Source organism: Pseudoblastomonas marina, from assembly GCF_034374265.1.
GTDB lineage: Bacteria > Pseudomonadota > Alphaproteobacteria > Sphingomonadales > Sphingomonadaceae > Alteriqipengyuania_A > Alteriqipengyuania_A marina.
In genome coordinates, this window is the sequence record NZ_CP139718.1 from 1,644,083 (window position 1) to 1,662,629 (window position 18,547).

Genomic DNA, 18,547 nt, shown 5'->3' on the forward strand with positions numbered 1-18,547 from the left:
GAAAGAGAGTCCGGTCGAGTCGACGCCGAACTGTGCACTCAATCGCGGACCTGGCAGTCGATACCCACCGAACGCAATTCGCCGCACAGCGCGTTCGCTTGCGACGCATTCGGGGCGAGCGCCTGGAGCCGGAACACGGTGCCGATATCGGCGCGCGCTTCCTCGATCCGATAATTGCGGCCTTGCAGCGGGCCGCTGGCGGATAATTCCGCCCACGCCTGTTCGGCGCGGTTGCGGCTGCGATAGGCACCGACCTGCACACCAACGCCGGACGCCGGTGCCTGACTCTCCGCCGGCGCTGTAGGAGTGTCGGCTTCGCTGCCACCTGCTAGCTGCGCCTGCCGCGTCTGCCCCTCGGCAGCGGTCGGCGCACTGTCACCGGTGCGGTCGAATTCGCGTCCGCCGCGATCTTCGGGCGCGATCTTGTAGGGACCATCCGGCGCGGCGATCACTTCGCCGGACGCGGTTTCGGCCGGGTCGCCGGAATTGCCGTACAGGAACCAGATTGCCCCGACTATCGCGACCATGGCGGCGAGCGCGATCACGCTGATGATCACGATCCGACGCGTATCGAAGGCGTCTTCATCCTCTTCCTCGAGCCCGCTTTCGAGCCAGGGCAGGCTGCGCTCTTCCTCGAGCGCGAGGCGATCGTCGTTTCCGTATGCCGCGTCGGACATGGCCGCAGGTCCCTAAAGTTCGTCGACGGCCTCGACGCCGAGGATGGCGAGACCGTTCCGGACAACCTGCCCGATCCGTTCGGCGAGGAAAAGCCTCGCGGAGGTGATTTCCGCATCGTCCTCGACGAGGATGCGCATTTCGGGCCGGTCGTTGCCGAGGTTCCAGAAGGCATGGAAGGCCGCGGCGAGGTCCTGCAGGTAGAAGGCGATGCGGTGCGGTTCGCGCGCGGCGGCCGCGCTCTCGACGATCCGCGGGAACTGTGCCGCGACCTTGACCAGCGCCAGTTCTTCCTCGCCCAGCCGGTCGAGCGCATCGGCGCTCGGCGCGACGCCCGCCGCGGTCGCCTTGCGCAGCGTCGATGCGATCCGGGCATGGGCATATTGCACGTAGAAGACGGGATTGTCCTTCGAGGCCTCGACCACCTTGGCGAAGTCGAATTCCATCTGCGCGTCGGGCTTGCGGGTGAGCATGGTGAAACGCACCACGTCCTTGCCCACTTCGCGCACCACGTCGGCGAGCGTGACGAATTGGCCCGAGCGCTTCGACATCTTGACCGGCTCGCCGTCGCGCAGGAGCTGGACCATCTGCACGAGCTTGACGTCGAACGGGACGTTGCGGCCCGAGCCCTCGGTCAGCGCGGCGACCGCGGCCTTGATCCGCTTGACCGTACCCGAATGGTCGGCCCCCCAGATATCGATCAGCGCATCGGCATTCTCGGCCTTCTGGAAGTGATAGGCGAGATCGGCACCGAAATAGGTCCAGCTGCCGTCGCTCTTCCTGATCGGGCGATCCTGGTCGTCGCCGAACCTGGTCGCGCGGAACAAGGGCAGTTCTACCGGCTCCCAATCGTCGAGCGTTTTGCCCTTGGGCGCTTCGAGCTCACCGTCATAGACGAGATCGTGCTCGCGCAGCCACGCTTCGGCCGCTTCTGGCTTGCCGGCCGCCTGCAACTCGGCTTCCGAGGCGAACAGGTCGTGCTCGATCCCGAGCAACGCGAGATCGGCCTTGATCAGCTCGATCATCCGTTCGACCGCAAAGCCTCGAAACACCGGTAGCCATTCGCTCTCGGTGGCCTCGAGATACGTATCGCCGAAACGGTCCCTCGCCGCCTCGCCGACGGGCTTCAGGTATTCGCCCGGATAGTAGCCTTCCGGAATGTCGCCGATATCCTGGCCGTGCGCCTCGCGATACCGCAGGTGCGCCGAGCGCGCGAGCGTATCGACCTGGCTTCCGGCATCGTTGACGTAATATTCGCGGGTGACGTAGTGCCCGGCGAATTCGAGCAAGCCCGCCAGCGCATCGCCCACCACCGCACCGCGGCAATGGCCCATATGCATCGGCCCCGTGGGGTTGGCGGAGACGTATTCGACATTGACCCGCGTGCCCTCACCCACGGTCGAGCGGCCATAGGTCTCGCCCAGTGCCGCGATCGCGCGCAGTTCGTCGCGCCACGCGTTGTCGGACAGCCGGAGGTTGATGAAGCCCGGCCCGGCGATTTCGACCGAATCGATCGCGTCGACCTTGCGCAATTCCTCGGCCAACGACTCGGCCAGCGCGCGCGGATTGGTCTTCGCCGGCTTGGCCAGCACCATCGCAGCATTGGTGGCGAGATCGCCATGCGCCGGATCGCGGGTCGGCTCGACGGTAACGTTGCCGCGCTCGATCCCTTCCGGAAGCGTCCCGGCGGCCTGGAGCGCATCGAGCGCAGCGGAAACATGCGCGGCCATTGCCGCGTGAATGGTCTTGGTGGCTTTCGACATGGCGCCAGCGCTTAGCAAATCCGCCACAGAGCGCAACGAATCACGCGCCCCTGCGGGACCGCTCCCGGAATCAGCGCGTGGCGTTGTAGCGCAGCTGGTCCTCGGTCAGCTGGAACCCCACCAGCATCTCGAAGCTAGCCCGCGCAACCGCGGCGCGCACTTCCGGGCGGGTCAGCGGATCGACCGCCGCATCGGGATCGCCGGGGCGACGGCGACGCGTGATCTGCTCGCGGATATCCTCGGGCAGGGTCGCTTCGGCGCGATCGATATAGGCGGCGGCGGTGCCAGTGGCACGCGCGCGGTCCTGGCCGTCGGCGAAGTTCACCGTGACGCTGCCGACCTTCTTCGAAACGATCGCGCTGCCGCCGCGCAGCACGGTCACGAAATAGGGCAGCGTGACCTGCCGCGCACCGCGCGTGTCGGTACGCCGGGCGAGCACGTCGAAACTGGCGGTGGCGTAGATCTCATCCGCGCTTTCGGCGCATTCGAAGCGCAGGTTGGTCATGCTGGCCGACACGTCGAGCGCGGCGGCGGAATAGTTGTTCGGCGCGCTGAAGGTCGTCACGTCGCCGGTGTAGTCGGGAATCCCGACCGCCGGGCAGGTGCTGCGCACCGCGGTGATGCCGACCCCTTGGTTGACGACGATATCGCCTTCGTTGGCACAGCCCGCGAGGCTGGCGGCGACAAGGGCGGCAAAACTGGCAAAGCGGAGATTCATGGTTGGACCTGGTCCCGAATTTTGTCTCGTGTTCGCACCCGCCCTAGCGAGGCGGACGACAAAGCGCTAGATGCGCGTCCATGAATGCTCCCTTGCAAGCCACAGACGTGCGCCGCGACGCGCTGACCGTCCTGGTCGCCGCCCCGCGCGGTTTCTGCGCCGGCGTCGACCGGGCAATCGAGATCGTCGAGCGCGCGATCGAGAAATACGGTGCGCCGGTCTATGTCCGGCACGAAATCGTGCACAATCGCTACGTGGTCGACGCGCTGAAGGAGAAGGGCGCGGTGTTCGTCGAAGAGCTCGACGAAGTGCCGGACGGCGTGCCGGTGGTGTTTAGCGCACACGGCGTGCCGAAGGCCGTGCCGGCCAAGGCCGAGGAACGCGGGCTCGATTATCTCGACGCGACCTGCCCGCTGGTGAGCAAGGTTCATCGCCAAGCCGAACGGCAGGTCGAAAAGGGGCGCCATATCCTCTTCATCGGCCATGCCGGCCATCCCGAGGTGATCGGGACGTTCGGCCAGGTGCCGAAGGGCGACATGACGCTGGTCGAGACGGTCGAGGACGTGGCCCGGCTCGACTTCCCAGCCGAACGCGAACTCGCCTTCCTCACCCAGACGACCCTGTCGGTCGATGACACCGCCGATATCATCGCCGCGCTGCAGGAGAAGTTCCCGGGCATCATCGCGCCCAAGGCCGAGGACATCTGCTACGCGACCTCGAACCGCCAGGCCGCGGTCAAGCAGATTGCGGAGAGCTGCGACCTCATGCTGGTTATCGGCGCGCCCAATTCCTCCAACTCGCTCCGGCTGGTCGAGGTCGCCGACCGGCTCGGCACCGATGCCAGGTTGATCCAGCGCGCGAGCGAGATCGAGGAAAGCTGGCTGGCGGGCGTCGGGACCGTTGGTGTGACGGCGGGCGCATCTGCACCCGAGATTCTCGTTCGAGAGGTCATCGCCCGGCTCGGCGAATTCCGCACGCTGGACGAGCGCCAGGTACGCACGATCGACGAGCGGATGGTGTTCAAGCTGCCGCGTCAGCTCGTCGACTGAGCCGGCGCCATGGCGGTTTTCACCGCGCTCGACGAAGACGAACTCGCCGCATTCCTGCAGGCATACGGCTTGTCCTCCGATGCGACGCGCACTCCGCTCGAGGGTGGGGTCAGCAACAGCAATTGGTGCCTCGATTTCGGCATTTCGAGCCCCGCTTTGGTCCTGACGGTCATCGAACCGCCGATCGCGCGCTCCGAACTCGATTTCGTTTTCGCCTTCCAGCGCCATCTCGATGCGAAAGGCCTGCCGCTGGCCGCGCCGCTCGGCCGGTCGGACGGTTCGCTGTGGGGAACGCTCGCCGGCAAGCCCGCACTTCTTTCGCCTTTCCTGCCGGGCACCGTCGCGGTGGCACCCGATTCGCGGCAGGCGGGCCAGATGGGCGAGCTCCTCGCCCGCATGCACCTCGATGCGGCCGATTTCACACCGCGCCGGTCCAATCCGATGGGCCTCCCCGATATGGCAGCGATCGTGCGCAGGCTGGACCCGCTCGCGATCGAAACGGCCGTTCCGGGGCTCGCTGCGGACCTCGCCTCCGCCTTCTCGGAAGCACTCGACGACTGGCCACAAGGACTGCCGGCCGGCGCGGTCCATTGCGACCTGTTCCCAGACAACGTGCTGTTCGCCGGCCCGCGCCTGTCGGGCGCGATCGACTTCTATTTTTCCTGCACTGCGCCGTTCGCCTACGACCTCGCAATGACCCATGCAGCATGGTGTTTCACCCCGGGCGATTCGGTCTTTCGCGAGGATGTTTCGGCAGCATTGCTCGATGCATATGCACGATCGCGAGCGCTCTCGTCCGGGGAGCGCGCCGCACTCCCGCTGCTCGCCCGCGTGGCCTGCCTGCGGATCCTCGCCACCCGTCTGCGCGACTGGATCTCACCGCCGGAGGGGGCGAGCGTCACCGCGAAGCATCCCGCTGAATTTGCACAGAGACTGCGCTTCTATTCAGGCGATCGGGGCGCTAGAGCCTTCGCTCCATGAGCAGGGTAGAAATCTTCACCGACGGTGCGTGCAAGGGCAATCCCGGTCCCGGCGGCTGGGGCGCATTGCTCCGCATGGGCGGCCGCGAAAAGGAACTGTCGGGCGGCGAGCTCGAAACGACCAACAACCGGATGGAAATGACCGCCGCGATCCGGGCTCTCGAAGCGCTCACACGGCCTTGCAAGGTCGACCTTCACACCGACAGCACCTATGTGCGCGACGGGATCACCAAGTGGATCTTCGGCTGGAAGAAGAACGGCTGGCGTACCGCTGCGAAAAAGCCGGTGGCCAATGCCGAACTGTGGCAGGAACTCGAGCGGGCGGCCGCACGCCACGACGTGACCTGGCATTGGGTCCGGGGACATGACGGTCACGAGGACAACGAGCGGGCGGACCAGCTCGCCAGCGACGCGGCAATCGCGATCGCGCGCGGAGAGCGTTAACTTCCGCGATTGCGCGACCGGCCGAACCGGTCCGGCGCATAGAGTGCGGCATCGAGCCCCTCCGTCATCGCATCGCGCGGCAGGTCGAGCAGCAATTGCGCGCAGAGGCGCGCCGCAGCGGGCGCGGTCTGGATCCCCGTCCCGCCCTGCCCGGCACACCAGAAAAAGCCCGGCGCGTCCTCGTCGTAGCCGAACACCGGGAGGCGATCGGGTGCGAAGCTGCGCAGTCCGGCCCATTTGCGCTCGACCGCCTCGACCTTCCATCCGAGAACGTGGGCGAACCGGTCGATGGCATGGGCGATCGCGGCTTCCTCGGGCGCGGCGTCGCACGGCTCGGAAGGCTCCTCGTCATGCGGCGAGAGCCACAAGCGTCCGGCTTCGGGCTTGAAATAGAACCGCCCGTTGATGTCGAGCGTGAGCGGCAGGTCGGGTCGTGGTGCCGGGTCGGTCCGCAACTGTGCCACCGTGCGGCGAAACGGGGTGATCCCCAGCGCCCGCGCGCCCGCCATGCGGGCTACGCCGTCCGCCCACGATCCCGCTGCATCGACGATCCGGGTCGCGGTGACCCGTCGGCCGCGCGAATCGCCGAGCACCCAGCGATCGTCGTCACGTGCGATGGATTCGACCCGCCAGCGTAACTGGAGCTCCACCCCGCCCTGCCGCATCTGCGAAATGTAGTGCTGGTGCAGCCCGGCCACGTCGATATCGGCGCAGTCGGGCAGGTACAGGCCGCAAGTCCAGCGCGGATCGAGATCGGGATGGACGCCGAGCAGGTCGGCGCGGTTGTAGCGCGCGATTTCCACCCCGCTCCCGGCATAGCGATCGAGAAAGGCTTCGAGGATCGGCGCGTCGGCCTCGCGCGCAAGGTAGAGCCCGCCCCGCCGCGTCAGGAACCCATGCTCGCGGAGGAAATCCCCCGAGGCCAGCGTCAGCGGCACAACCCCCGGCCCGCCATAGGTCTGCTCCCAGAACGCCGCCGAACGCCCGGTCGTGTGATATCCGGGCGTGTCCTCGCCCTCGAGTACGACCACCTTGGCGTACCCGGCGCATTCGGCCGCCAGCGAGGCCCCGGCCATACCCGCCCCGACAATCGCGATGTCGTAATGGACGCTCACTTGGGTTCGGGGGTGCTCTGGTCGAGAAAGGCAAGGATGGTCACCTGTGCGCGGTCGCGAACTGCATCGACCTCGCGCAGGATCTCGTGTCGCGCCTCCGGTCCGAAATTGGCGAGGGTGGCATGCGGCAGGCGCTCGGCCGCGCGCGCGGTCGCCTTCGGATCGACCAGCTTGTCCTCGGTCACGTTGATCAACAGTACCGGCGTTTCGACCGCCTCGAGCGCCCCGGGCGCAAAAATTTCGCGCACCGAGGCGTAGCCGCGTTCGACCCAGCCCCAGCTACCCGGTCCCATCTTGAGCTCGGGCCGCGCGTCGCGCCACCAGATCTCGTCCTCGTAGCGCTCCGCGTCATGGGTCAGCAGTTTCATCCGGTCGCGCGGGATCTCTCCCGGTTTCTCGCTCCATTTCCATGCCGGTCGCGCCGGATCGCCGATGCTGCTCATCGCCTTCGCCACGCCATGCGCGAAGCCGAACGGCACCGGCGGACCGCGGAAGCCGAGCATCGGGGCGACGAGAAAGGCTGCGTCGGGATCGACCCGGTGCTCGACCAAGGCGCGCAGCACGAGGTGCCCGCCCATCGAGTGGCCCGCAAGCACGTGCGGACCGGGCCGCTCGGCGCTCCAGTCCTGCCACAGCGCGGCGAGATCGGAGACCCAGACCCCGAAATCGGAGATGTGGCCGGTCAGCGCGTCTTCGCCGAGCCGGCCCGAGCCGGCCTGGCCGCGCCAGTCGGCACCGGTCACGTTCCAGCCCGCCGCATGCCATTCGGCCATCGATTCGATGTATTTCTCGTAATGGTCGCCGCGACCGGGGAAGAACAGGATCGAGCCCCGCGCGGCCTCGCCTTCGGGCACGGTCCAGTCGATCCGGCGGATCCGATGTCCGTCAGCCGCCTCCCAATAGGTCTCGGTGACTCCCGGCGGGATGGCGCGGCGATCGATCGCGGTGGCGGTCATGGAAGTGTGCGATCCTTCGAATCGTGGTTACCGGATGGTAACCGCTACGCCCTAGGACCGTCGCCAGACAGAGACGGGACCCGCAGGGCATCATGGACAAAGAGACGATTTCCTACGCATTGCTGATGGGGCTGGCAATCGCACTCGTCGTCGCGATCGCCACCGACCTCACCCGCCGCAAGATCTACAACTGGAACACGTTCCCGATCGTCCTCGCGGCCCCCGCATGGTGGTGGGCGGCGGGATTCGATCCCTGGCCGGGCATGGCGATCCAGGTCGCGCTCGCAGTCGGGATATTCCTGTTCGGCGCATTGCTCTTCGCGATCGGCGCGATGGCTGCCGGCGACACCAAGCTGATGACCGGGATTGCCCTGTGGTTCCCGCCCATGGTCTTTCTCGAATATTTCGTCTTCGTCGCGCTGTTCGGCGGCGTGGTGACGCTGGTCTTCGGCGGGCTCCATATCATTCGGCGAAAGCACTTGCGCAGCGGCGATGAACTCGCCGACGACCCGACGGTCGGAACGATCGGTGGCGGCAATCCCGTCAAGGGCCCCAAGATCCTGATCCCCTACGGGATCGCCGTCGCGCTTGCGGGCTTGTGGATCCTCTTCAGCAAATACCCGGTCTTTTCCTGAGGCTTCCGGCCAGCGCCGTGAACCGGATTTTAACCAGTTCACCCTGATAAGACGCACGATACCCGAAGTCGGAATTCCAAAGGGGGCGTTACGCCATGGATAGGAAGAAACTCGTTTTGCTGATCGGCGCGCTGGTGATCGCGATCGGCACGGCGTTGATGGCGCGCAGCCTGTTTGCAGGCGCAGCCGCGCCCGAGGCGCAGGCCTCCGCCGTCCAGCCGCAAGGACCGCGCGTACTGGTCGCCCAGCGCACGCTCCCGGTCGGGACGATCATCACCGCAGATGCGCTGAACTTCCAGCTCTGGCCTGCCGACATGGTGCAGGACGCTTATTTCCTCGACGGCGAGACCGACGTTTCGAAGCTGATCGGCACCGTCGTCCGCTTCCCGGTCACCGCCGGCCAACCGGTCACCCAAGGTGCGCTCGTCAGCCCCGGCGATCGCGGCTTCCTCGCCGCGGCGCTCGGCCCGGGCATGCGCGCGGTGACGGTCCAGGTGAACGACCAGACCGGCGTCTCCGGCTTCGTCTTCCCCGGCGACCGCATCGACCTCGTGCTCACCCAGGAAGTGTCGGGCGACGGCCAGGCGCTCAAGGCCTCCGAAACCATTCTGCGCAACCTGCGCGTCCTCGCGACCGACAAGATGCGCGACGCGCAGACCGAAGAGGGCCAGACCGTCGTCACCGGCTTCACCTACGTGACGCTCGAAGTGACGCCGAAGATTGCGGAAAAGATCGCCGTCGCCAAGGAAATCGGCACGCTTTCGATCTCGCTTCGCTCGATCGCCGACAATGCCGGCGAACTCGAACGCGCCATCGCCAGCGGCGAAGTCGTGATCCCCGAAGGCGCCAGCGCCGACGAGGAGAAACGCATCATCCGCGCCGCGATGACGAGCCCGCAAGACGGTGAATCGACCTTCGTTACCGGCGGCGACGTGTCGCGCTTCCAGCGCCGCACCGTTCCCGCCCAGCGTTCGGGTGGCCCGCCCGTCGAAGGGATGCCCGGTCCGTCCGGTCCGCGCGGCCCGAGCTTCACCGGTCCCGCACCCGAAGGTCTCGGCAAGCCCCGGATCGTCGGTCCGACCGTGACCGTCCGCCGCGCCGACAAGGTAACCGTCGAAGAGGCCGGCAAGTAAGCCGCCGTACCGCAGACAATAAAAACAAAGGCCAAGTCCATGAAACGTAGCCTGAAAACTGTATTGCTCGGTGCGGCGCTGGGGGGCGCCACGCTGACCGCACCGACGGCCCCCGTCATCGCCCAGGGCGTCGTCGCTCCCGAAAGCCAGCTTACGCTGTCGATCGGCAGCGGGCAGCTCGTCGATGTCGGCGGTCGCATGGCCGATGTCTTCATCGCCGACGACAAGATCGCCGACGTGCAGATCAAGTCCGACCGCCAGCTCTACGTCTTCGGCAAGGCCGGCGGCGAAACGACGATCTACGCTTCCGACGCCTCGGGCCAGATCATCTATTCGGCCACCATCCGCGTGGGCTCAAACATCGACAGCATCGACCAGATGATGGCGCTCGCCATGCCCGATGCCAAGGTTTCGGTAGCGACGATCAATGCGAGCACCATCCTGCTCACCGGCACCGTCGGTGCGCCCGAGGATGCGGCCGAGGCCAAAAGCCTCGTCCAGGCGTTCGTGGGCGAGGAAACACAGGTGATCAGCCGCCTGCGCATGGCGACCCCGCTGCAGGTCAACCTGCAGGTCCGCATCGCCGAAGTCAGCCGCAGCTTCGTCCGCGCGATCGGGGTCAACCTCGCATCGATCGATTCGACCAGCGGCTTCCAATTCGGCGTTACCCAGGGCACGGCCGCCTCGGTTCTCGCCCCGGGCCGTTCGCTCGGCACCGGCGTCGAAGTGACCGATCGCGTGTTCAACCCGATCACCGGCGAGGTCGAGGACCTCCCGGGAACCAGCATCCCCGGCGGCGGATCGGGCACCACGCTCGGTCTGGTCGGCGAATTCCTCGGGCTCGACCTCGGTGCGGCGCTCGACCTTGCCGAAACGCAAGGCCTGGTGACCACGCTGTCGAATCCGAATCTTACCGCGCTGTCGGGCGAGACCGCCAATTTCCTCGCCGGTGGCGAATTCCCGATCCCGCTGAACCAGGGGCTCGGAACGACGACGATCGAGTACAAGAACTACGGCGTAAGCCTGGCCTACACGCCGACCGTGCTCGCCAATGGTCGCATCTCGATCCGCGTCCGGCCCGAAGTGTCCGAACTTTCGAGCCAGGGTGCGATCACGCTCAATGGCTTTCAGGTTCCCGCGCTCATCACCCGCCGCGCCGAGACGACGGTCGAGCTGGGCTCGGGCCAGAGCTTCATGATCGCCGGCCTACTGAGCAACCAGTCGCAGAACTCGATCGAGAAGGCACCGGGTCTCGGCGACGTCCCGATCCTCGGCAACCTGTTCCGCTCCTCGACCTATCGTCGTGGCGAAACCGAGCTCGTGATCGTGGTCACGCCGTACCTGGTCAAGCCGGTCGATGCCAACCGCATCGCGCTGCCGACCGACGGCTTCCGCAGCCCGAGCGAGTTCCAGCGGCTGATCCAGAACAAGGAAAACGACGGGGTGTCGGGCGCCCAGCGCCCCGTCCCGCGCGCCTCGACGCAAGGCGCTGCCCCGTCTGTCGATAGCGGCGCGCCGCCGATCGCACAGGGCCGCGAAGAAGATACCGCCGCGCCCGGCTTCAGCTTCGAGTGAGAGAGGACCGAGAAATGAAACGCACGATTATCCAACGCGCTTCGGCCGCCTTCGCGCTGTCGCTCGGCCTGCTTACCGCCGGTTGCGGCGGCACTCCCGAATGGCGCGGGCTCGAAAGCCCGAACCAGCCGGTCGTCACCCGTACCAATTACACGATGGACCTGTCGGCCGGAGCCGAAGGCCTGTCGATCCCCGAACAGCGGCGCCTCGCCGATTGGTTCGCGGCGATGGAGCTTGGCTATGGTGACCGCATCGCGATCGACGATTCGTCGGCCAGCCAGGCGACCCGCGACGCCGTGCAGGCGATCGCCTCGCGCTACGGCATGATCATCGAGGATACCGCGCCGGTCACCGAAGGCGTGGTCGGACCGGGCGCAGTGCGCGTGGTCGTCGCCCGCTCGCGCGCCGAGGTTCCGGGCTGCCCCAACTGGTCCGCCCAGTCGGATCTCAACGACGTCAACGCAACCTACCCGAATTACGGATGCGCCGTGAACGGCAATCTCGCTTCGATGGTCGCCAACCCGGAAGACCTGATCCGCGGCCAGCAGGCGCAGGGCGGTTCTTCGGAGGCGACCTCGACCAAGGCGATAGAATCCTATCGCGCCGCCGCGCCGACCGGCGAAGGCGGACTTGAAGAAACCGACACCACCGGAGGAAACTGAGATGAACGCGCCATGGAAGGCAGGTCAGGGCAACCGCGACAGCTTCGCCGCCTATATCTGCGACGACACGACGCTCGACGTCTTGCGGCCGGTGGTGGTCGAAATGGGCTGGCAGCCCGAGAAGTGCAACAAGGGCGGGCTGCGTAACGCGGTCCAGTCGCTCGCCGTCTCGGCCAGCCCGAACATCCTGATCGTCGACCTCTCGGAATGCGGCGATCCGCTGAACGACATCAACGCGCTCGCCGAGGTCTGCGAGCCCGGCACGGTGGTGATCGCGATCGGCCAGGTGAACGACGTTCGCCTCTATCGCGACTTGCTCGCCAGCGGGATTCACGACTACCTCCTCAAGCCGCTTTCCTCGGGCCAGGTGCGCGATGCGCTGGCCGAGGCGCAGGCGGTGTTCTCCGCCCCCAAGGCCGGCGAAGGAGAGGTGGCGAAGCGCCATATCTCGACCGCCATCGTCGGCACGCGCGGCGGCGTAGGTGCCTCGACGCTCGCGACCAGCCTCGCGTGGCATTTCTCGCAGGACAAGTCGCTGCCGACCGCGCTGCTCGATCTCGACGTGCATTTCGGGACCGGTGCGCTTGCGCTCGATCTCGAGCCGGGCCGCGGCCTGACCGATGCGATCGACAATCCGGGCCGGATCGATGGGCTGTTCCTCGAACGCGCGATGATCCGCGCGAACGACAACCTCGCGATCCTCTCGGCCGAAGCACCGATCGCGCATCCGCTGATGACCGATGGCGCCGCCTTCGTGCAGCTGGAGGAGGAATTCCGCCAGTCGTTCGAGATGACCGTCATCGACATGCCGCGAAACATGCTGATCAACTTCCCGCATCTGCTGTCGGACGTGAACGTGATGGTGCTCGCCACCGAATTCACCCTGGCCGGCGCGCGCGATGCGATCCGCATCCTGTCCTGGCTCAAGACCAATGCTGCGCAGGTCCAGCCGATCGTCGTCGCCAACAAGGCGCAGCCGAATGCGGAGATTTCGAAGTCCGAATTCGAGGCCTCGATCGAGTGCGGCGTCGATGTAGTGCTGCCTTATGATGCCAAGGCCGCCGTTACTGCGGCAAAGCTCGGCCAGCCCTTCATCGAAGCCAACCGCTCGCATAAAATGTCGAGCGGGATCAAGGATATCGCGGCGCAGATCATCAAGGTCGGCGATCCCGAGGCGGAGCCCGCGACCGAAGCACCGGGAGCCAAGGGCTCGCTGCTCGGCAAGTTCGACCTCAAAGGTCTGCTCGCAAAGAAGGAAAAGGCGCCCGAAAGCGCCTGAACACCATGATTTTCCCGGTGGCGGCGGACCCGCGCCCCGCCACCGGCCCGCGCCAAACCAAGGGGGTTTCGCCCAGTGCTACAGACCGTATTGATCGCTAGCGGATTGTTCGCGCTGTTGGTGCTCGCCTATTCGGCCCTGTCCGGACCGGCACCCTCCAAGGCCACCCAGCGGCGACTGGCGCAGGTGCGTTACCGCCATTCGGCGAACACCAAGGACAAGGTCGAGGCGCAGCTCAAAAAGGCCGTCGCCGCTCGCCGTCCGAAAGCTCACCGGATCGCCGGATCGGGCAGCCGTATCGAGGCTCTCGACCTGCGGCTCCAGCGGACCGGCAAGAAGTGGACGCTGTCACAATATCTCTATGCCTCGCTCGGCATCGGGCTGGTGGTCGCGGCGATCGTCTTCCTGCGCTCCGGTGCCCTGCCTCTTTCGCTCGCGATCGGCGCGCTGGCCGGGTTCGGCATCCCGCACATGGTGGTGAGCCGCGCGATCAAGAAGCGCGCTGCCCAATTCAACTCGAAATTCCCCGACGGGATCGAGCTACTCGTACGCGGCCTGCGTTCGGGCCTGCCGGTCACCGAAACGCTCGCCGTCGTCGCTCAGGAAGTGCCCGGGCCGGTTGGTGAAGAATTCAAGACGGTGGTCGAACGCATCAAGATCGGCACGCCGATGGAAGACGCGCTCCAGGAAACGGCCGATCGGCTCAACACGCCGGAGTTCAGCTTCTTCTGCATCACGCTGGCAATCCAGCGCGAGACCGGGGGCAACCTCGCCGAAACGCTTTCGAACCTGTCCGACGTGCTCCGCAAGCGCGCGCAGATGAAGCTCAAGATCAAGGCGATGAGCTCCGAATCGAAGGCCTCGGCCTATATCGTCGGCGCGCTGCCCTTCATCGTGTTCGGGATGATGTACTGGATCAGCCCCGAATATATCGGCGGCTTCTTCACCGAGGACCGGCTGATCGTGGCCGGCCTGGGCGGACTGGTCTGGATGAGCATCGGCGCCTTCATCATGGCCAAGATGGTCAGCTTCGAGATCTGAGCGGGACGCGAGACGCATATGGAAACCACCGGCCCCACCCTCCTCGGCTTCGACGTCATCATGATCGGGACGATCCTCGTCGCAATCGCGGTGCTCGCGGTCGTGCTCGCGATCTACGCTGCGGTCACCGTGAAGGACCCGATGGCAAAGCGCGTCGCAGCGCTCAACGCCCGACGCAACGAGCTCAAGACCGGGATGGTCACGCAGACCGCGAAAAAGCGCAAGAGCCTCGTCAGCAAGGACGAGAAGGTCGACAAGGTCCGCGACACGCTCAAATCGCTGAAGGTGCTCCAGAAGGAGCAGGTCGACGAGGTCGTGCAGAAGCTCGCCCAGGCCGGTATCCGCAACAAGGACCTCGCGGTCTATGTCATCTTCGCGCGCATGATCCTGCCGATCGTGTTGGGCGGCAGCGCGTTCCTGCTCATCTACGTCGCCAACTACTTCCCCGATTGGGGCGGCTTGAAGCGCCTGATGGCTTTCGCAGCGGCCGTGGGCGCGGGCTACAAGGGCCCGGAGATGTTCATCAAGAACAAGATCAACAAGCGCACCGACGCGATCCGCAAGGGCCTCCCCGACGCGCTCGACCTGCTGGTGATCTGCGCCGAGGCCGGCCTGACCGTCGACGCCGCGTTCAACCGCGTCGCCAAGGAACTGGGCCGCGCCTATCCCGAACTGGGTGACGAATTCGCACTGACCGCGATCGAGCTCTCCTTCCTCAACGAGCGCAAGCAGGCGTTCGACAATCTCGCCTATCGTGTCGACCTCGATGCCGTGAAGGGCGTGGTGACGACGATGGTGCAGACCGAACGCTACGGTACGCCGCTCGCCTCGGCACTGCGCGTACTGTCGGCGGAGTTCCGCAACGAACGCATGATGCGCGCCGAAGAGAAGGCCGCGCGCCTACCCGCGATCATGACGATCCCGCTGATCATGTTCATCCTCCCGGTGCTGTTCATCGTGATCCTGGGCCCGGCGGCCTGTTCGATCTCCGACACGCTCGGCGACGGCGGCGTTAACGGCTAATCCTCGCGCGCCCTGTCGTAGACCCGGTCAAGGAGCCCGGCGAACGTTTCGCGTTCGTCGGGCTCTAGCACGTCGAACAGGCGTTCCTCGATCTCCAGTGCGTGCTCCATGATCTCCTCGAACACCTCGCGCCCTGTCGCGGTAAGGCCGAGAACATGGCTGCGCCCGTCGCTCGAATGCGGTTCGCGCGCCGCCAGCTCGCGGCCCTCGAGCGTGCGGCAGGCGCGGCTGACCGCGACCTTGTCCATCAGCGTCGCCCGGCCGATCTCGCGCGGGGTCAGCGCTCCGCTGTCGCCGAGCACCGCCATGATCCGCCATTCGGGGATCTTGAGCCCGAAGCGCGACTGGTATTCCTGCGCGATCCGGTCGCTGACCGCGTTCGACGCGATCGAGAGCTTGTAGGGCAGGAACCGGGCGAGCCGCGACATGTCAGTCCTTCGGCTTGACCGCTTCGGGCGTAGCCGCGGCAAAGGCAGGCAGCTCGTTCAGCGCGGCATCGATCCGCACCAGCTTGGGATAGGCCGACAGGTCGGTCTCGAACCGGCGCGCATTGTACATTTGCGGCACCAGGCAGATGTCCGACAGGTCGGGCGCATCGCCGCCCAGATAGCCGCTATCGGGCGCCAGCGCCTCAAGCGCCGCAAAGCCCTCGTGGATCCAGTGGCGGTACCAGCGGTCGACCGCGTCCTGATCGTGGCCAAGCTCGTTCTTCAGATATTTGAGCACGCGCAAATTATCGAGCGGATGGATATCGGCCGCCACCACCAGCGCCCGCGCCAGTGCGCGCGACCGCGCCACCGGATCCGAAGGCACCAGCGGCGGCTCCGGCCGGGTTGCATCGAGATAGTCGATGATCGCGAGGCTCTGGGTCAGTTCGTGCCCGTCGATCGCCAGCGTCGGGACGAAACCCTGCGCGTTGCGCGCGCGATTGTCATCGCCCGATTGCGCGCCCTCGACGAGGTTCACCTCGCGCGATTCGTAGTCGACGCCCTTGAGGCCGAGCGCGATACGCACCCGGTACGAAGCCGAACTGCGCCAGTAATCGTAGAGGATCGGCTTGGTCATTTCAGCACCCTTCCCGCGACCGCATCGAGTTTCGCCACCAGCTCGCTGTCGCGGATGTCTCGGGCGGTGATGATGGCGTGTTCGAGAGCTGTGTCGATCGGCACCGGCTCACGCTTTTCAGGCAGCGCGCGACACAGTTCCGCCACCGTCTTCGCGGCGGTTTTCGAATTCGCCTGCATGACCTTGAGCACGTCGGTGATGTCGACGCCCTCCTGGTCGTCGCGGAAGCTGTCGTAGTCGGTGACCATGCCAAGCATGGCATAGGGCAGCTCGGCCTCGCGAGCGAGCCGGGCTTCGGGCATCCCGGTCATCCCGATCACGTCGCCCGCCCATGCGCGATAGAGCCGGCTTTCGGCGCGGGTCGAGAATTGCGGGCCGTCGATCGCGACATAGGTCCCGCCGCGATGAAGGGCAGCTCCTGCCGCCTTGGCCGCGTCGCCCGCGTGCTTCGCCAGGCGTGGACAAACCGGATCGGCGAGGCTGACATGCGCGACGCAGCCCGGCCCGAAAAAGCTGTTCTCGCGGCTCGTGGTGCGGTCGATGAACTGGTCGACCGCGACGAACTGGCCGGGCTCGATCTCCTCGCGCAGCGAGCCGATCGCCGATAAGGCGAGCACGTCGGTGACGCGAGCGCGCTTGAGCACGTCGATATTGGCGCGGTAATTGACCTGGCTCGGCGGGACCCGGTGCCCCTTGCCGTGGCGGGCGAGGAATGCGACGCGGACATGGCCGATGCGGCCGAGCGTCACCGGGCCGGACGGCTCGCCGAATGGCGACCTGATCTCGATTTCCTGCGCCTCCTCGAGCGCGAGGCCCTCGCTCAGGCCCGACCCGCCGATAATCCCGATAATCCACTCGTCGCTCACGCGAACTCCCGTTTCTGCCTGGTGTGCCGTCGGGTTAGCCGTCGGCGAGGATGCCCGCCATGACGAAATCGATGACATGTTCGCGATAGCGGTCGCGCAAGCTTTCGGTCAGCGAATCCTGGTCGTAGCAATGCTTGAGTACGAGCCGCGCACTGAAGAAGCGATCGGCCGCCCCGGTGGCGATGAAATAGAACATCTGCGGGTCGATCTTGCGGAACGCGCCGGCTTTCACCCCTTCGGCGATCAGCCGGTCATAGGCCTTCTGCAGCGGGGTCAGGTATTCGTCGGCGATGCGCTGCGCCTCCTCGGGGTCGCTGTCGCGCACCAGCCGCATCAGCAGGCGGTTCAGGTAGGGCGTATCGTAATAGGTATCGACCATCGCCGAGAGATGCCGGCGCAGCTTTTCGGTCGGCTCCATGTCCTTCGCCATCAGCGCCTCGACCGAGTGGACGATCGCCTGCATGTCGCGATCGAGCAGCGCCTTCATCAGGCCCGCCTTGTTGCCGAAGTAGTACTTCACCAGCGCCGAATTGAGTCCGGCGCGCAGGCTCAGTTCGGACAGCGAGATATCGACCTGGTCGCCCTCGCGCATGATCGTGCTGGCGGTTTTGAGCAGCTTGTCGCGGGCATCGGGCGGCAGGTTGTCGGTGACGCTGTTCATTCGAATTCGGGTTCCTCCCACCACGGGTAGAAGTCAGGCATATCGCTGGATGGCCGTCCGGGAAAGTCGGGCGGGCGTTTTTCCAGGAAGCTGGCGATGCCCTCCCCCGCGTCCGCGCTGCGCGACAGGCGGTAGATGCTGCGGCTGTCGACCCGGTGCGCCTTCATCGGGTGGTCGAGACTGGAGAGCCGCCACATCATCGCGCGCGTCATCGCGACCGAGACGGCGGAAGTGTTCTCGGCGATCTCGAGCGCCAGCTTGCGGGCTTCGCCGAGCAGCTCGCCCCGCGGATGGACCGAACGTACCAGCCCTGCGGCGCGCGCTTCCTCGGCGCCGAAGATGCGGCCGGTGTAGCACCATTCGAGCGCGGTCTGCATCCCGACGAGGCGTGGCAGGAACCAGCTCGACGCGGCTTCGGGCACGATCCCGCGTCGCGCGAACACGAAGCCGTAGCGCGCATTGTCGCTCGCGAGGCGGATGTCCGCGGCGAGCTGCATCGTCGCGCCGACGCCCACCGCCACGCCGTTGCAGGCAACGATCAGCGGCTTCTTCGAGTTGAACATGCGGAGCGTCAGCCGGCCGCCCCCGTCGCGCACGCGCTCATCCGAAAGGTCCTCGACCTCCTCGTCCGAGGAGAACGGCCCCGCCCCGCTGTCGGGGGTCAGGTCTGCGCCGGCGCAGAAGGCCCGCTCGCCCGCGCCGGTCAGGATCACCGCGCGCACCGCGTCGTCGGCATCGCTCGCATCGAGCGCTGCACAGATCTCGCGCATCATGTCGCGGGTGTAGGCGTTGAGCTTTTCGGGCCGGTCGAGCACGATCGTCGCGACCGGGCCGTCGACCTCGTAACGGATCTGGGTGAAATCGCTCAACTGGTCGCTCCTGCGAAACGGATGGACCGCATGTTACA

The 18,547-nt window shown here is 66.3% G+C and carries 20 protein-coding genes; 10 read left to right on the plus strand and 10 right to left on the minus strand.

Features of this window, described 5'->3' with window-relative positions; translation table 11 throughout:
• Nucleotides 1-38 precede the first annotated feature (38 nt).
• The 3 genes from T8S45_RS08190 to T8S45_RS08200 all read right to left on the minus strand — a co-directional run bounded on the left by T8S45_RS08190 (nucleotide 39) and on the right by T8S45_RS08200 (nucleotide 3,156).
• Nucleotides 39-677, minus strand: a complete 639-nt coding sequence (locus T8S45_RS08190) for an SPOR domain-containing protein (RefSeq protein ID WP_322293383.1) — start codon at nucleotides 675-677, stop codon at nucleotides 39-41.
• Between the two features lie 12 nt (nucleotides 678-689).
• A complete protein-coding gene (gene argS / locus T8S45_RS08195) occupies nucleotides 690-2,438 on the minus strand; it encodes an arginine--tRNA ligase (protein WP_322293384.1) in 1,749 nt (582 codons plus the stop codon).
• A gap of 70 nt (nucleotides 2,439-2,508) precedes the next feature.
• Entirely contained in the window at nucleotides 2,509-3,156 is a 648-nt protein-coding gene (locus T8S45_RS08200; RefSeq protein ID WP_322293385.1) for a hypothetical protein, read from the minus strand.
• Between the two features lie 80 nt (nucleotides 3,157-3,236).
• Here T8S45_RS08200 and ispH point away from each other — a divergent pair, with 80 nt between their 5' ends.
• Genes ispH through rnhA form a run of 3 tightly spaced genes read left to right on the plus strand, consistent with a single transcriptional unit; the run spans nucleotide 3,237 to nucleotide 5,629 of the window.
• Nucleotides 3,237-4,205, plus strand: a complete 969-nt coding sequence (ispH, locus tag T8S45_RS08205) for a 4-hydroxy-3-methylbut-2-enyl diphosphate reductase (RefSeq protein WP_322293386.1) — start codon at nucleotides 3,237-3,239, stop codon at nucleotides 4,203-4,205.
• 9 nt (nucleotides 4,206-4,214) lie between these two features.
• Nucleotides 4,215-5,186, plus strand: coding sequence for a homoserine kinase (locus T8S45_RS08210; RefSeq protein ID WP_322293387.1), 972 nt, complete (start codon nucleotides 4,215-4,217; stop codon nucleotides 5,184-5,186).
• Nucleotides 5,183-5,629 carry a ribonuclease HI gene (rnhA, locus tag T8S45_RS08215; RefSeq protein ID WP_188642422.1) on the plus strand — a complete coding sequence of 149 codons (447 nt, stop codon included), beginning with the start codon at nucleotides 5,183-5,185 and terminating at the stop codon, nucleotides 5,627-5,629. The genes T8S45_RS08210 and rnhA overlap by 4 nt, the downstream gene beginning before the upstream one ends.
• On the opposite strand, the gene T8S45_RS08220 is transcribed toward rnhA, so the two are convergent.
• Together T8S45_RS08220 and T8S45_RS08225 are read right to left on the minus strand one after the other, a co-directional pair.
• Nucleotides 5,626-6,744, minus strand: coding sequence for an NAD(P)/FAD-dependent oxidoreductase (locus T8S45_RS08220; protein ID WP_322293388.1), 1,119 nt, complete (start codon nucleotides 6,742-6,744; stop codon nucleotides 5,626-5,628). The genes rnhA and T8S45_RS08220 overlap by 4 nt on opposite strands.
• Nucleotides 6,741-7,700 (minus strand): alpha/beta fold hydrolase, encoded by a 960-nt coding sequence (locus T8S45_RS08225; protein ID WP_322293389.1) that lies wholly within the window; start codon nucleotides 7,698-7,700, stop codon nucleotides 6,741-6,743. Before T8S45_RS08225 ends, T8S45_RS08220 begins: the two co-directional genes overlap by 4 nt.
• A gap of 92 nt (nucleotides 7,701-7,792) precedes the next feature.
• Here T8S45_RS08225 and T8S45_RS08230 point away from each other — a divergent pair, with 92 nt between their 5' ends.
• The 7 genes from T8S45_RS08230 to T8S45_RS08260 all read left to right on the plus strand — a co-directional run bounded on the left by T8S45_RS08230 (nucleotide 7,793) and on the right by T8S45_RS08260 (nucleotide 15,048).
• Nucleotides 7,793-8,335 carry an A24 family peptidase gene (locus T8S45_RS08230; RefSeq protein WP_322293390.1) on the plus strand — a complete coding sequence of 181 codons (543 nt, stop codon included), beginning with the start codon at nucleotides 7,793-7,795 and terminating at the stop codon, nucleotides 8,333-8,335.
• A gap of 95 nt (nucleotides 8,336-8,430) precedes the next feature.
• Nucleotides 8,431-9,468, plus strand: coding sequence for a Flp pilus assembly protein CpaB (cpaB, locus tag T8S45_RS08235; RefSeq protein ID WP_188642426.1), 1,038 nt, complete (start codon nucleotides 8,431-8,433; stop codon nucleotides 9,466-9,468).
• A gap of 39 nt (nucleotides 9,469-9,507) precedes the next feature.
• Complete coding sequence (locus T8S45_RS08240; RefSeq protein WP_188642427.1) at nucleotides 9,508-11,043, plus strand: type II and III secretion system protein family protein; 1,536 nt, start codon at nucleotides 9,508-9,510, stop codon at nucleotides 11,041-11,043.
• Nucleotides 11,044-11,057: 14 nt separating this feature from the next.
• The gene (locus T8S45_RS08245; protein ID WP_322293391.1) at nucleotides 11,058-11,705 is read left to right on the plus strand and encodes a CpaD family pilus assembly protein; all 648 of its coding nucleotides are present in this window, start codon (nucleotides 11,058-11,060) and stop codon (nucleotides 11,703-11,705) included.
• A 1-nt stretch (nucleotide 11,706) separates the two neighbouring features.
• Nucleotides 11,707-12,984, plus strand: a complete 1,278-nt coding sequence (locus T8S45_RS08250; protein WP_322293392.1) for a CpaE/TadZ family protein — start codon at nucleotides 11,707-11,709, stop codon at nucleotides 12,982-12,984.
• 75 nt (nucleotides 12,985-13,059) lie between these two features.
• A complete protein-coding gene (locus tag T8S45_RS08255) occupies nucleotides 13,060-14,025 on the plus strand; it encodes a type II secretion system F family protein (protein WP_188642430.1) in 966 nt (321 codons plus the stop codon).
• Between the two features lie 18 nt (nucleotides 14,026-14,043).
• Nucleotides 14,044-15,048, plus strand: a complete 1,005-nt coding sequence (locus T8S45_RS08260) for a type II secretion system F family protein (protein ID WP_322293393.1) — start codon at nucleotides 14,044-14,046, stop codon at nucleotides 15,046-15,048.
• Here T8S45_RS08260 and T8S45_RS08265 read toward each other — a convergent pair.
• Genes T8S45_RS08265 through T8S45_RS08285 form a run of 5 tightly spaced genes read right to left on the minus strand, consistent with a single transcriptional unit; the run spans nucleotide 15,045 to nucleotide 18,509 of the window.
• Nucleotides 15,045-15,476 carry a MarR family winged helix-turn-helix transcriptional regulator gene (locus T8S45_RS08265; protein WP_322293394.1) on the minus strand — a complete coding sequence of 144 codons (432 nt, stop codon included), beginning with the start codon at nucleotides 15,474-15,476 and terminating at the stop codon, nucleotides 15,045-15,047. The genes T8S45_RS08260 and T8S45_RS08265 overlap by 4 nt on opposite strands.
• 1 nt (nucleotide 15,477) lies before the next feature.
• The gene (gene maiA / locus T8S45_RS08270) at nucleotides 15,478-16,113 is read right to left on the minus strand and encodes a maleylacetoacetate isomerase (protein ID WP_322293395.1); all 636 of its coding nucleotides are present in this window, start codon (nucleotides 16,111-16,113) and stop codon (nucleotides 15,478-15,480) included.
• The gene (gene mtnP / locus T8S45_RS08275; protein WP_322293396.1) at nucleotides 16,110-16,979 is read right to left on the minus strand and encodes an S-methyl-5'-thioadenosine phosphorylase; all 870 of its coding nucleotides are present in this window, start codon (nucleotides 16,977-16,979) and stop codon (nucleotides 16,110-16,112) included. Before mtnP ends, maiA begins: the two co-directional genes overlap by 4 nt.
• Before the next feature lie 34 nt (nucleotides 16,980-17,013).
• Nucleotides 17,014-17,640, minus strand: coding sequence for a TetR-type transcription factor C-terminal domain-containing protein (locus T8S45_RS08280; protein ID WP_322293397.1), 627 nt, complete (start codon nucleotides 17,638-17,640; stop codon nucleotides 17,014-17,016).
• Entirely contained in the window at nucleotides 17,637-18,509 is an 873-nt protein-coding gene (locus tag T8S45_RS08285; protein WP_322293398.1) for a crotonase/enoyl-CoA hydratase family protein, read from the minus strand. Before T8S45_RS08285 ends, T8S45_RS08280 begins: the two co-directional genes overlap by 4 nt.
• Nucleotides 18,510-18,547 lie beyond the last annotated feature (38 nt).